Origin of the sequence: Polynucleobacter sp. JS-Polo-80-F4, from assembly GCF_018881965.1 — a bacterium.
GTDB lineage: Bacteria > Pseudomonadota > Gammaproteobacteria > Burkholderiales > Burkholderiaceae > Polynucleobacter.
The window spans coordinates 947216-960113 of the sequence record NZ_JACVPI010000001.1; the positions used below are offsets into that span (position 1 = coordinate 947216).

The following is a 12898-nucleotide window of genomic DNA, read 5'->3' on the forward strand; positions in this document are numbered from 1 at the left end:
CGAAAAATTATGAAGCATGTAGACCAGAGCTTACTTGATGCACCAATTATGGTTGTTGGTTTAATCCGGAACGGAGTGGCTACTCTCGAGGCCAATATTGCAGTATTAAGCAAGGCACTGTCAAAATTTTCTGAAGTTCATTGGCTATTGGTTGAGTCAGATAGCACTGATGGTACCGAGCAGTTATTAAGAGATATTTCAGAAAGAGTTCCTCGTTTTAGATATTTATCTCAAGGCAATTTGAACGAAAAAATGCCCCAGAGAACTGAGCGTTTAGCCTTTTGTCGCAATGTATATCGACAGGAAATTTTGAATAATCCGCTATATCAGCAAGTAAAGTATGTGATAGTTTCTGACCTAGACGACACCAATTCCCTGTTGTCTGAAGAGGCAATTCTTAGTTGCTGGGAAAGGGATGACTGGGATGTCGTTACAGCCAATCAAAAGGGACCTTATTACGATATTTGGGCCTTGAGGCATCCGGTCTGGTGTTCAAATGACTGTTGGCTGGAGCATAGATTTTTATCGCAATTTAACAATCGCCACCTTGATCTTACCTATGCTTGTGTGTATTCAAAGATGATTGAGGTTCCCAACCATTTAGATTGGTTGGAGGTTGACTCTGCATTTGGAGGGCTTGCAATTTATAAAAAATCCACCATGAAGATGGGCGTGTACGTAGGCTTGTATGCAAATGGCAGTGAGGTGTGTGAGCACGTCCCATTCAATATGGGCATCAGAGAGACGGGGGGCAGAATTTTTCTTAATCCTAGATTAATAAATACTGATTACACCGATCACTCTCTTCCCTTAAAGACAGCTTGAATTGAGTGGCTGAAAAAGTAAAAACTATTCCTATAGGTTATTTGCAAATATAAAGCTGCTTTTCCATTTGTATTTAGATTTTTTACTAAAAGTCTTTAAGGAGTATTTTGTGCGATTGTTTCAGAAATGGGTAAAGCCGTAAATTTAAGCAAATCTCCGAATATTCTCATATCAGGAATGTTCCATATTCGTTGCCTTATTAGAAGGGCTTCCATATAGGACTCTAGGGCACGAATATCTGATATACCCCCGCCCATATAAGAGACTGGTGGCGATATATTGAGAAGATGGCCGTCCCCAAAGGCAATTGCGTATCGACTTAAATGGTCATAATCCGAGGCAATTTTATAGCTCAAATCAAAACCATCAATGGCTAAAGAATTTTTGACTTTTAATATTGAAGTCGGATGAGGGCAGCTCATGCCATGTTTCATTTGATTTGGGGCGGGATTGAAAATATTATTTGAGAGCTCTACCAGTAGCGGTGCATGATAAGCATGATGAGTGAAAGTATTTTTTGAAAGCTCTTTTATTAGCTGACTCATCCCATCGGGAAGTATTGTATCTCCAGCCCCCAGAACCATATAGTAATCAGTTAAGGATTTTTTGAGGCATTGATTTAGGGCATCATAAAGAGAGGAGTCGCTTTCTTGATATACCTGAATATGTTTTCCAGAAAAGTTAGCTATAAAATTTTTACTTGTTTTCTCTGAAAATTTAATGATCCAAACTACATCATTTGATAACCAAGGAGCTATTGAATTTGCGGTATTCAATAGAGCTTCCGGCTCCCCAATTACGCAGGTAAAAATTGATAAGGTTGCCATAATATTTTTCACTAATTTAAAAGAAGATAATAATGTTAAATTAGCATTTAATTTTCTAATTTAATATTTGGATTTTATGATACCTAAAAAGTTACATTTTGTATGGATTGGAGACGAATCAAAACGTCCTGATCACTGTATAAATACTTGGAAAGAGAAAAATCCAGATTATGAAATAGTAATTTGGGGTAATAAAGAATTAGACCAATATGGGTGGATTAATAGTAAGCATATTTATGAGATGTCCAAAAAAGAATTGTGTGGAGTGGCTGATCTCATGAGGTATGAAATTCTTTTCAGGGAGGGCGGTATTACCCTGGATGCAGATTCAATATGTTTAAACCCTCTAGAAGACTGGCTTTTAATGCCGCAGGCATTTGCATATTGGGAGCAGGAAATTGCGCGCCCAGGTCTAATAAGCGTAGGGGTGATGGGGTCTGTAAAAAACAACCCTTTTTTTGGGGCGTGTATTCATGAATTAGAAATTAAAAGTACTGTTGTGAATGAAGATGCATGGAAAACTACGGGCCCGGTGCACCTCACCAATGTATTTCATAAAACCCAGTACGATTTAACGATATACCCGAGCCACTTTTTTTCTAGGGATCATTTTACTGGTAAGACATATTCAGGTAGTGGACATATTTTTGCTACCCAGCTTTGGGGTTCAACTAAGGGCTATGACAACATTACTTGAATCTTGCGATATGGCGATATTTGAAGTTATGCATGCCAATATACGATGAAAATTTTAATTGCAGTTGCAACCTATAACCGACCAATTGTTACCGAGCTTTGTTTGCAAAACCTACAATTGGTGCGCGATTCAGAGACAAGGATTGTCATATACGATGACAACTCAGATGCATATAGTCTGGAGTTCTTAAGGGGGCTGGCTGATGAGGTGGTTCGTTTCAATGCACGTCAAGGAATTGAAAAATCGAGAGCTCAAACTTTTCGGGACTTCTTAACTAAATATCCCGATTATGAGCTCCTCTATCTAACAGACAATGATGCAATACATGACCCAAGTTTTACGACAAGACTGAGGGAGATGTTTGAAGTGCAAAAGCAATCTTCTTTGCCAATACACCCTGTAGGGCTCTTTAACTCCATATTTCATCAAGGCAGAATTCTAGGTCAGGAAGACCAATTCAATATTTATGAAACTTGTCCCGGCATCAGTATGTGCCTCACTAGATCAATGGTTCAAAAAATTGTTGATTATCTAGATGAGGATGTACTAAATGAATCAAGTTATGGATGGGATATGAAGTGGCCTAAGGCAATCGGGCTGCCTTTTAAGATATCAAAAACCTCCTATGTTGAGCATTTTGCAAGGGATCGATTTGAATCCGGAATGCATAGCACTAATTCGGGGGTTGCACTAGAAAATGCATTGAAAGATTTTGAGAGAGATAGGGCGCTTAATCCCTCCGAATATTTGATCGAGATTAGGCCCCAAATTATTCGAGGGATTCTGGGCAGTTGGAGCGTCTCTGATGAGGCGATTTCGACGATGGTGGCAAATGCATTAAAGAAGATCCAGGAAAACCAATTTCTCGAGGCTCAAGAATTATTATTGCAAGCACATTGTCTGGATTCCAAAAATCCAAACATTATTCGTTTTTTGAGCGTAGTTTCTGCGCTCCAGTTTGATTATCAAAAAGCACTTCAATTAATCGATGAGGCTATTCAGCTGACACCTGGCTATGCAATAGCTCATAGCAACAAGGGAAATATTCTTAAGGAACTGGGCCGTCATAAAGAGGCATTGATAGCTTTAGATTTAGCCATTAAGTTGGATCCCTCTTATGCCGAAGCTTATATGAATAAGGGCAATGTTCTTTATGAGATGACTCGCTATCAAGATGCGTTGACTTGGTTTGATAAAGCGATTGGTCTTCAGTCAAATTATGCTGAGGCATATAGCAATAAAGGTAACACTTTAGTCTTAATGGATCGCCCCCAAGAAGCCATGCAATGCTTCGATCAAGCCACTTCGATTAATCCTAATTATGTTGATGCTTATTGGCACAAAGGTTTGCTTCAATTAATTTATGGCGACTATGAAAATGGTTGGCAAAATTATGAAGCACGTTGGTTTAAGTCGAATCCAATTCAGTTTCAATTTACCAATATTCCAAGGCTCGAAAGTCTCGACAGCATTGCGGGCAAAAAGATCCTTATATGGTCTGAACAGGGTCTGGGCGATGCCTTACAGTTTTGTCGCTATATAAAACCTCTTTTTGAACTTGGTGCGCAAGTTACATTTGGGGTGCCCGCTCCGCTTCTCAGTGTATTGAAAGGATTAACAAAATTCTGCAATCTGGTTACTATTAATAACATCAAGAATGATGGGTTTGATCTCCAGTCCCCCTTACTAAGTCTGCCTTTGTTGTTTAAAACAGGCCTAGACTCAATTCCTAATCAGATCCCTTATTTAGATGTTGATCAAGTGCAGAAGAATTCTTATGAGCAAGAGATTTCGGATAAGAAAAATCTTCGCGTGGGCCTCATTTGGAATGGCGGCTTTAGGGCTGAGCATCCAGAGTTGTGGGCCATTAACAAACGCCGCAATATTGAAATGGATCAAATCGCAGCGTTGAAAGATATTCCTGGGGTTGATTTTTTTAGCTTACAAAAAGGTGATCCAGCTGAATCAGAATTAGCCGCCAGAAAAGATCAAGTTTGGCCTGAGCTTATTAATTGCGTTCATTTACTCAATGACTTCTCCGATACTGCTGCGCTGATGGATTGCTTAGATCTGATTATTTCTGTAGATACCTCTTCAGCACATTTGGCTGGGGCACTCGGTAAGCCGGTATGGATTCTCAATCGCTACGATTCTTGCTGGCGCTGGTTACGGGGAAGAGAGGATAGTCCCTGGTATCCAACAGCAAAAATCTATCAGCAAAAACAACCGGGTAATTGGGATGAGGTCATTGCGCGTGTAAGGCTTGATTTGAATGATCTTGCGCAAAAGAAGCGCGCGGCACTTTAAGTGTTGAGATCAACCTTTTTGGTTTCTGGTAAATAAAAGAGCGCTGTTACGCCTGCGCTCGCCAAAAAAATAGTCGGATACCAAAGGCCGGCCTTATCCGTTCCCCATTGTTGATTTAGCCAAGTGACAATCAGGGGGAGCAAGCCACCTATCCATCCGGCAGCTAAATTATGAGGAAGTGTTGCAGCGCTATTGCGCGACTTAGCCGGGAATAATTCTGCTAACAAGGCGGTTTGTGGGCCGACTACTAATGCTAGTGCAAGAGATAGGGATGCAAGAATTGCACTAATGAGTAGAAGAGCCCCATTGTCACTTGTTTGTTGATAAGTATTGCCTAAATGTTGAAGCGCATTAAATGCTGGAATCGTAATGGCGGCGCCAAAAATAAGGCCACTAACGACAACAGCCTTCCGTCCCACCTTATCAGAGAGCCAACCCGCAAACACAGTGAGCGGCAATAGGCAGAGCGTTGAATACAGGCTGAGTTGGTCGACGATTTCGGGCGCTAACTTGATGGATGTTTTTAAAAAGATTGCGGTGTAAACCTGTACACAGAAAAAAAGAACGGCACCACCAGATGAAATACAAAAAAATAGTAAAAACATTCTTTTGCGCGTTTGTGGATCGCGAAAATTAGTTATTAATGGATTCTCGATCTTGTGACTGTTTTTGGAGAGCTCTAAAAATACTGGTGTCTCCTCTAAAGCCATTCGTGCTTTAAATGCGATTAACAACAACACAATGGAAATCCAAAAAGGCACACGCCAACCCCAGGATTGAAATTCTTCTGGCGATAGGTAATTTCTGAGCAAGGCAATTTGCAGAGTCGAGAACAGAATGCCAAGCGGACCCATGAGTTGTAGGAAGCTCGTTTTAAATCCCCTGTGCTGAATACCAGCATGTTCTGTGAGATAGACAGCGCTCCCACCGATCTCTCCTCCAGCAGACAGCCCCTGAAGAAGGCGTAAGGCTACCAAAAGGATCGGCGCCCAAATTCCTGCTTGGGCATAGGTGGGTAAAAAGCCGACGCTCACGGTCGCAACCCCCATTAGGGCAATGGTAATCATGAAGACGGGCTTACGGCCAATTCGATCGCCCATAGAGCCAAAGAGAGCAGCTCCAATAGGCCTAACCACCATCCCAACACCAAAGGTCGCCAAACTCGCTAAAAGGGCTGTATTGGGGTCAGTTGAGGGAAAGAATAGGGGGGCGAAAACCACCGCCAGGGTCGCAAAGGTCAAAAAGTCGTACCACTCCAAAAAGGTTCCAAAGCAGGCTGCAATAGCTACTTTTCGGTAGGAATGATTATTCTGTTTTGACATTAAGTTATTGATTATATTGAATTTATTTTATTTAAGGGATATATTTGTTGCAAAGCAGCAAAAATTTCTTGATTTGCCCTATTCCTTCAGTTACAGTTTCATGGTGCAGTGCAATATTTAAGGTATCTACAGTTTTCCATCTCTTAAATCGTGCGCTTAATTGACTAGTTGTACCACTTAATTTCTGGAGAAATACATGAACCAAGATCAAATCACCGCTAAATTGTCCCAAATTAACAGCAAAGGCCTCGAGGCTTCATTTTCTTTGAGCGAAGCTGCTTTAGAAAATGCTCAAAAATTAGCTGAGTTGAACTATGCAGCTTCTAAAGATGCGTTGGTAAATGCTCAAGACGGTATTCAGCAAGTATTGACAGCTAAAGACCCAAAGCAAGTTACTGAAATTTTTACTGCTGATTCTTTGCAAGCTGCTGGTAATCAGGCTGTTGCTTATCAAAAGAAAGTAAGCAAAGTATTGCGTGACAGCAATAAAGAATTTTCAAACGTAGTGGATGCAAGCATCGACCAGATGCAAGATGGCTTCCAAGATTGGCTCAATACAGTTACTGCTAATGCACCTGCAGGTTCTGATGCTTTTTTATCATCATTTAAAACTGTATACGGTAGTGCATTGCAAGGTTTTGAACAATTCCGCGCTGCTAGCAAAGAGGCTTTTGTTAATGCAGAAAAGACTGCTGAACAAGCAATCGAAACTGTACAAGGTCAAATTGCTCAAGTGAAGAAGGCTGCTACACCTGCATCACGTAGCCGTAAATCTGCTTAAGCTAAAAGATTTAGATTTCAGTAGTCAGAATTAAAAAACCCCGCTTAGTGCGAACTAGGCGGGGTTTTTGTTTGCCTGTATTTTCATTGCAGAATCTAACTTCTGACTCAGGCTATTCAAAGTCGGAAGAAGAATCAATCAGGGGTGGAGATAGGTTTTTGCTGGGCTTTACACCTAGTTCGCGGACTTTTTCAGCGGAGCGGATGAGGTTGCCTTTGCCGGTCTTCAGTTTATTGAACGCATCGTGGTAACTCGTTTGGGCCTGATCGAGGCGTTGGCCTAACTTCTCTAGATCATCTACAAAACCAACAAATTTATCGTACAGATTGCCACATTGTTTTGCGATCTCTAGGGCATTGCGATTTTGATGATCTTGTCTCCACAGATGCGCTACTGTTCGCAATGTAGCCATGAGAGTACTTGGACAAACCAGCACGATATTTTTTGCTAGAGCTTCTTGGTAGAGATTTGGTGCAGTCTTCAACGCAAGTAAGAATGCAGGTTCAACCGGCACAAACATTAAAACAAAGTCGACTGAGCCAACGCCATAGAGTGAGCTGTAATTTTTCCCTGATAGACCATGAATATGCTGACGTAGTGACTGGATATGGGAGGCCAGCTCTTGCTCAGCAACTACGGTATCGGTAGTTTCGGCATGACGAGCATAGGCTGTAATGGATACTTTGCTATCAACTACCAGGCTTCTTCCTTCAGGGAGCTTAATAACTACATCGGGCTGAAGGCGCGAGCCATCAGTTTGGGTGTGACTATCTTGAACGACATACTCTTCGCCCTTGCGTAAGCCAGAAGATTCCAGAATGGATTCCAGCACCAATTCTCCCCAGTCACCTTGAACCTTAGAGTCACCCTTTAATGCTTTTGTTAGAGAGCGAGTCTCATCAGACATGCGCAGATTGAGATTGGCAAGGCGTTCAATTTCACTTTTGAGCGCATGGCGTTCGCGAGCTTCATTGTCGTAAGAAGTGCTGACCTGCTCCTTGAATTCTGCGAGCTTAGTTTGTAAAGGCTTTAGTAAGGCATCCAGGCTAGTTGCATTTTGTTCGGTAAAGCGCTTGGACTTATCTTCCAGAATCTCATTAGCCAAATTTTTAAACTGATTGGTAAGCGCTTCCTTAGCTTCATTCAGTGATTCAATCCTACCTTGACCTTGTTTGCGTTCAGAGTCCAGCTCGGCTTCTAGTCGTATTGCATTTTGTAATGCTTGGTCACGCTCGGTACGTAAGCTGAGAGCTTGGGATAGCTCTGCTTGAGCTTGTTGCTCTGAGCGTGTAAGGGCAGAGCGTAAGTTCAGTGCATAAACTAAAAGGCCTGCACAAACTCCAAATGGCAGGCCAAATAGTAGAAGTGAACCTAAGTCTAAAGTCACAGCGTCAAAAGTCTTGGCAATAAACTTGCTTAAGCTTTAACGAGCTTTTGGAGTTCGCCAGACTGAAACATTTCAGTCATGATGTCAGAGCCGCCGATAAACTCACCATTGATATAGAGCTGAGGAATGGTTGGCCAATTAGCATACTCTTTAATTCCTTGGCGAATTCCAGCATCTTCTAAAACGTTCACGGTGTGGAGATTTTCAACACCGCTAGCGCGCAGGATGTTGACAGCATTCCCAGAAAATCCGCATTGTGGAAATTGTGCATCGCCCTTCATAAACAATACAACTGGATGGCTGGTAACGATTTCTTTAATTTGAGCTTGTGTGTCCATATATTCTTTCTACTAAGTTTCTATTGCGGCAGTCTTATTGCAAAGACGGTTTGAAAATGAGGTTTATGTGATTTTAAGACTTAATGTGAAAAAAGGTTATTTAGCCCTATTTTCTGCCTGAGGCGACACGGTAATGGCCGCCTAAATCCAAATGCGTTTGGATGTCATGAAAATCGGCTTGTTTCATAAGGGCTACAACCGCCTCTGATTGGTCAAAGCCATGCTCAACGGCGAGTAAGCCATTTGGATTGAGGTAGTGTTTGGCATTCAGAATAATGTTCTCCAGGCACGTGAGCCCGCTACCATGGTCGGTTAGGGCTGAAACCGGTTCAAAGCGCAAGTCGCCCTGACTTAAATGCGAATCTTGAGCGGCTATATACGGTGGATTGCTAAGGATGATGTCAAAAGGTGCGCCTTCTTCAATCGCCTCATACCAGCTGCCTAGTAAAAACTGTACTCGAGTGGCGACATTCAACAATTTGGCATTAGTTTTGGCGATTGCTAAAGCAGCTTCCGATTGATCGGTGGCGGTAAGTTGCGCACCAGGAACCTCATGGGCAATTGCTAAGGCGATCGCTCCTGAGCCAGTTCCTAAATCTAGAATCCTTGCAGGAGACTTTAGGTGATTGATTTCACGCAAGCCGATCTCAACGAGGAGTTCAGTTTCCGGCCTTGGTATCAAAACGCCAGGAGCAACATACAGCTCAATATTATGAAAACCTCTTTTGCCTACTAGGTAGGCAATGGGTTCGCCATGAAGTCTTCTGGCTTGAAGATGGTTCCAGTCTGCCATTGCTTCTGCATCTAGCGACATCTCATCTCGAGAGAGTAGGGCTGAGCGAGGAAGTTGGTAATGCTTTTCTAGAATATGGGCCATAAGGATTTTTGCCTCGGCTGGCCTCAGGGCTGTATCTCTCAATAGAGAGCGCAGGCTTAAATCTTCACTCACAGTTGTAGTTATCTCGGTTATGGCTTAGTTATCACCGAGAGCTGCAAGTAACTCTGCTTGATGCTCCGAAGCAAGCGCATTGCAAAGATCATCGATATCACCATCCATCATGGCATCGATTTTATAAAGCGTTAGGTTAATGCGATGGTCGGTGATGCGACCTTGGGGAAAGTTATAAGTGCGGATTCGATCACTGCGATCACCAGAGCCAACTAAGGACTTGCGGGTCTGCGCTTCGAGCTGATGTTTCTCGCGTTCCCGGGCATCCATGATGCGAGAAACCAATACCTTCATTGCTTGTTCTCGATTGCGGTGTTGGCTGCGATCATCTTGGCATTCAACCACTGTGCCGGTAGGTAAGTGTGTAATGCGCACTGCTGAATCCGTTTTGTTAATATGCTGACCGCCAGCGCCTGAGGCGCGGAAGGTATCAATGCGTAATTCAGCAGGATTAATTTTGACTGCTTCAAGCTCATCTGCTTCTGGCATCACGGCTACAGTACAGGCCGAGGTATGAATGCGTCCTTGAGTTTCTGTTTGTGGCACGCGTTGCACACGATGACCGCCAGATTCAAACTTGAGGCGTGAGTAAACAGACTGCCCAACCAGGCGAAGGACCACTTCTTTATATCCGCCTAAATCGGATTCAGCGGCGCTGACCATTTCCACTTTCCAGCCTTGGCGCTCTGCAAAGCGTGTATACATGCGCAGGAGATCACCAGCAAAGAGCGCGCTTTCATCGCCGCCTGTTCCGGCGCGAATCTCTAAGAAAACATTGCGATCATCATTTTCATCCTTAGGAAGCAAAAGCTTTTGTAATGCGCCCTCAAGGAGCTCCATCGTAGCCAAGGCCTGCTTCTGCTCATCATCGGCAAAGTCCTTCATCTCCGGATCTTTACGCATGTCTTCCGCCGCTTGTGCATCAGCCTCGGCTTGCTTGTAGAGGCCAAACTGCTCAACTACCGTAGCAATATCGGAATGTTCACGCGTGAGTTTCCGATAGGCATCCATATCTTTGGTTGCTTCTTCGGAAGTTAAAAGGGAGTTAAGTTCGGCTAAGCGCGTATCTAGGTGGTCTAGCTTAGCCCGCATACTGGGCTTCATCTAATGATCTTCTGGCTTGGTGTGTGAGGCGAATAGTTTGGGTAACAACTTAATCAGGGCGTCACGCTCAGCGCCATTCGAATGTTGTAGTGCATGGAGTGAACCGTGCAAAAATTTATTGGTTAAGCCTTGAGCCATTGCATTGAGAACTTCTTGTGGATCTTCGCCGCGCATCAAACGTTTCATTGCACGTTCAAGTTCAAGTTGACGCAATCGCTCACCTTGCTGCTGAATATCTTGAATGAGAGGCACTGCGTTGCGGCCTTGCATCCAATGCATGAAGTTACCAACGCGATCTTCGATGATTGCTTCAGCTTGACTAACAGCCGCTTGACGCAAGCTTGTGCCAGTCTGAATCATGACTCCGAGATCATCGACTGTGTAGAGATAGATGTCGTCTAATCTGGATATTTCTGGCTCAAAGTCTCGCGGCACTGCCAAATCAATCATCACCATAGGCTTATGGCGACGCTGTTTCAATGCGCTCTCCACCATGCCTAGACCAATAATCGGTAAGGATGAGGCGGTACTCGACACAATGATGTCGAACTCATGCAAGCGACCAGGAAGCTCTGAGAGCTTGAAGGACTCGGCTTCTACATCTTGCTCAGAAATGGAATCTGCTAACTCCTGGCCACGCTCAATAGTGCGGTTGGCGATAGCTACATTCTTCGGTTTGCGTGCAACAAAATGAGTGGCGCATAAAGTGATCATTTCACCTGCGCCAATAAATAGAATCTTTTGATCTGAAATCTTTTCAAAGATCCGCTCAGAGAGGCGAACAGATGCTGCTGCCATTGAAATGGAGTGAGCACCAATTTCAGTGGAACCGCGAACTTCTTTGGCTACCGCAAATGTTTTCTGAAAGAGTTGGTTAAGGTAGGTTCCTAAAACACCAGCATCGTTTGCAGTGCGAACCGCATCTTTCATTTGACCCAAAATTTGAGTCTCGCCAATCACCATAGAATCTAAGCCACAAGCAACTCTGAATGCATGTCGAACTGCATCTGATTGTGGCAGTGAATAAATGTGTGGCTCAAGACTGCTTGGAGCAAGCTGTTGGGTTTTAGCTAACCAATCAAAAGTAGCTTCATGTAAAAGGCCTGCAGCGCTGGCATCATTTGCAGCACAGTAGACTTCAGTTCGATTACAGGTTGACAAGATAGTGGCCTCGGGCAGCCCAGCCTGATTCGCACCAACTAAATGTTGGCGAAGGTCATGTAACGCTTCTTGAAGAAATTCAGGGTCAAAGGCGACCTTTTCCCGAACGGCTAGCGGCGCTGTGTGATGATTGATGCCGAGTGTCAACAACTTCATAATGGCGATTATAGATTTGATGGCAGCATTAATGGGGGTATCAATGGGGTTTTTAGCTTTTCTGGTGATTGGGGGTATTTCTGGGGCATCAGCCTGGATTTTTTATCCCGGCGCTTCTTCTGGGGCTAAGTCCGGAAGAATTCTCATAGCCTTCTTGCTTGGGTTTATTGCGGCAGCTATCAGCTCGTATTTAGGGCAATACTGGGGTCTTTTCCAGTCTGGGCAAATCCTGGAGTGGGCAAGCGCTATTTTTGCTGCTTGTACTGTGGGTTGTATTTTTACTGCTTTAGCTAAATAGGTTCTTCTCAGGGTCTACTACCCACTGAATAGGCAAATCTTTGTGGTTTAAAAGCCATTGGTTAGCTTTGGCGAAGTGACCACAGCTTGCTTTGCCTCCAGGCTCCAAAAATGGTTTATCGGTTTTGTATACGCCAAGACCTGAGGGGTGGGAGGATTGCAAAACCAATGGGTCTTTGCCATTTTCAATCAAGGGAAGTTTAGATTGAGCATGACCACCCCATAACATCCAGACTAGATTGGGATTTTGTTTTGACAAAGCGCTAATGAGATGGTCAATCAAACTTTTCCATCCCAGATTAGTGTGGCTACCGGCTTCACCCAATTTAACGCTCAAGGCTGTATTCAGCAGAAGCACCCCTTGCTTGGCCCAGTGATGAAGATCTCCATTTGGTAAAGATCCAAAACCTTCTAGCACCAGTGCTTTGCTGATATTGCGCAGTGAACTAGGAAATGCTCGGGAGTTCACTGCTATCTCTGCGGGAATAGAAAATGCTAGTCCCTGAGCCAAACCAGCTGAATGATATGGATCTTGGCCTAGGATGACGACTTTTACTGAATGAACGGGGCTAAGTTTGAGGGCTTTAAAAAAGTTTTGCGGCTCAGGCCTAACAGTACTAGGGTTCAAATCTAAAGCAGTCTGTAAATTTTTCTCTAAAAATTGCCAATCTGCTGTCTCGAAATAACTCCCAAGCAATTCTTGCCAATCATTCGGGATATCGTCTTTTGAAAATTGCGCTTTCAATT

The 12898-nt window shown here is 43.5% G+C and carries 13 protein-coding genes; 5 read left to right on the top strand and 8 right to left on the bottom strand.

Features of this window, described 5'->3' with window-relative positions; translation table 11 throughout:
- The first annotated feature begins 9 nt into the window (after nucleotides 1-9).
- Nucleotides 10-825 (top strand): hypothetical protein, encoded by an 816-nt coding sequence (locus ICN20_RS04845; RefSeq protein WP_216238399.1) that lies wholly within the window; start codon nucleotides 10-12, stop codon nucleotides 823-825.
- Nucleotides 826-920: 95 nt separating this feature from the next.
- Here ICN20_RS04845 and ICN20_RS04850 read toward each other — a convergent pair whose 3' ends face one another.
- Nucleotides 921-1652, bottom strand: coding sequence for a hypothetical protein (locus tag ICN20_RS04850; protein WP_216238400.1), 732 nt, complete (start codon nucleotides 1650-1652; stop codon nucleotides 921-923).
- A 76-nt stretch (nucleotides 1653-1728) separates the two neighbouring features.
- Between ICN20_RS04850 and ICN20_RS04855 the strand changes: the two genes are divergently transcribed.
- The gene (locus ICN20_RS04855; protein WP_216238401.1) at nucleotides 1729-2349 is read left to right on the top strand and encodes a glycosyltransferase family 32 protein; all 621 of its coding nucleotides are present in this window, start codon (nucleotides 1729-1731) and stop codon (nucleotides 2347-2349) included.
- A 45-nt stretch (nucleotides 2350-2394) separates the two neighbouring features.
- Nucleotides 2395-4656, top strand: coding sequence for a tetratricopeptide repeat protein (locus ICN20_RS04860; protein WP_216238402.1), 2262 nt, complete (start codon nucleotides 2395-2397; stop codon nucleotides 4654-4656).
- Here the strand turns inward: ICN20_RS04860 and ICN20_RS04865 are convergent.
- Nucleotides 4653-5978: an MFS transporter gene (locus ICN20_RS04865; RefSeq protein WP_216238403.1), complete on the bottom strand. Its 1326-nt coding sequence runs from the start codon at nucleotides 5976-5978 to the stop codon at nucleotides 4653-4655. The genes ICN20_RS04860 and ICN20_RS04865 overlap by 4 nt on opposite strands.
- 196 nt (nucleotides 5979-6174) lie before the next feature.
- Here ICN20_RS04865 and ICN20_RS04870 point away from each other — a divergent pair, with 196 nt between their 5' ends.
- Nucleotides 6175-6759, top strand: coding sequence for a phasin family protein (locus ICN20_RS04870; protein WP_216238404.1), 585 nt, complete (start codon nucleotides 6175-6177; stop codon nucleotides 6757-6759).
- A gap of 112 nt (nucleotides 6760-6871) precedes the next feature.
- On the opposite strand, the gene rmuC is transcribed toward ICN20_RS04870, so the two are convergent.
- The 5 genes from rmuC to hemA form a co-directional block, all read right to left on the bottom strand.
- A complete protein-coding gene (rmuC, locus tag ICN20_RS04875) occupies nucleotides 6872-8146 on the bottom strand; it encodes a DNA recombination protein RmuC (RefSeq protein ID WP_216238405.1) in 1275 nt (424 codons plus the stop codon).
- 29 nt (nucleotides 8147-8175) lie between these two features.
- The gene (gene grxD, locus ICN20_RS04880) at nucleotides 8176-8484 is read right to left on the bottom strand and encodes a Grx4 family monothiol glutaredoxin (protein WP_216238407.1); all 309 of its coding nucleotides are present in this window, start codon (nucleotides 8482-8484) and stop codon (nucleotides 8176-8178) included.
- Between the two features lie 106 nt (nucleotides 8485-8590).
- Nucleotides 8591-9433 carry a peptide chain release factor N(5)-glutamine methyltransferase gene (prmC, locus tag ICN20_RS04885; protein ID WP_216238409.1) on the bottom strand — a complete coding sequence of 281 codons (843 nt, stop codon included), beginning with the start codon at nucleotides 9431-9433 and terminating at the stop codon, nucleotides 8591-8593.
- A gap of 24 nt (nucleotides 9434-9457) precedes the next feature.
- Nucleotides 9458-10537: a peptide chain release factor 1 gene (gene prfA / locus ICN20_RS04890; protein WP_216238410.1), complete on the bottom strand. Its 1080-nt coding sequence runs from the start codon at nucleotides 10535-10537 to the stop codon at nucleotides 9458-9460.
- On the bottom strand, nucleotides 10538-11854 hold the full coding sequence (gene hemA / locus ICN20_RS04895) for a glutamyl-tRNA reductase (protein WP_216238414.1): 1317 nt from the start codon (nucleotides 11852-11854) through the stop codon (nucleotides 10538-10540).
- A 1-nt stretch (nucleotide 11855) separates the two neighbouring features.
- Here hemA and ICN20_RS04900 point away from each other — a divergent pair, with 1 nt between their 5' ends.
- Entirely contained in the window at nucleotides 11856-12152 is a 297-nt protein-coding gene (locus ICN20_RS04900; protein WP_255534650.1) for a hypothetical protein, read from the top strand.
- On the opposite strand, the gene ICN20_RS04905 is transcribed toward ICN20_RS04900, so the two are convergent.
- Complete coding sequence (locus tag ICN20_RS04905) at nucleotides 12141-12896, bottom strand: uracil-DNA glycosylase (protein WP_216238416.1); 756 nt, start codon at nucleotides 12894-12896, stop codon at nucleotides 12141-12143. The genes ICN20_RS04900 and ICN20_RS04905 overlap by 12 nt on opposite strands.
- Between the last annotated feature and the right edge of the window lie 2 nt (nucleotides 12897-12898).

Excerpts from the sequence above, each read along its gene's own strand:
- prfA (WP_216238410.1), bottom strand. The coding sequence starts at position 10,537 with ATGAAGCCCAGTATGCGGGCTAAGCTAGACCACCTAGATACGCGCTTA.
- ICN20_RS04865 (WP_216238403.1), bottom strand. The coding sequence starts at position 5,978 with ATGTCAAAACAGAATAATCATTCCTACCGAAAAGTAGCTATTGCAGCC.
- hemA (WP_216238414.1), bottom strand. The coding sequence starts at position 11,854 with ATGAAGTTGTTGACACTCGGCATCAATCATCACACAGCGCCGCTAGCC.
- ICN20_RS04850 (WP_216238400.1), bottom strand. The coding sequence starts at position 1,652 with ATGGCAACCTTATCAATTTTTACCTGCGTAATTGGGGAGCCGGAAGCT.
- grxD (WP_216238407.1), bottom strand. The coding sequence starts at position 8,484 with ATGGACACACAAGCTCAAATTAAAGAAATCGTTACCAGCCATCCAGTT.
- ICN20_RS04870 (WP_216238404.1), top strand. The coding sequence starts at position 6,175 with ATGAACCAAGATCAAATCACCGCTAAATTGTCCCAAATTAACAGCAAA.
- ICN20_RS04860 (WP_216238402.1), top strand. The coding sequence starts at position 2,395 with ATGAAAATTTTAATTGCAGTTGCAACCTATAACCGACCAATTGTTACC.
- ICN20_RS04900 (WP_255534650.1), top strand. The coding sequence starts at position 11,856 with ATGGCGATTATAGATTTGATGGCAGCATTAATGGGGGTATCAATGGGG.
- ICN20_RS04845 (WP_216238399.1), top strand. The coding sequence starts at position 10 with ATGAAGCATGTAGACCAGAGCTTACTTGATGCACCAATTATGGTTGTT.
- ICN20_RS04855 (WP_216238401.1), top strand. The coding sequence starts at position 1,729 with ATGATACCTAAAAAGTTACATTTTGTATGGATTGGAGACGAATCAAAA.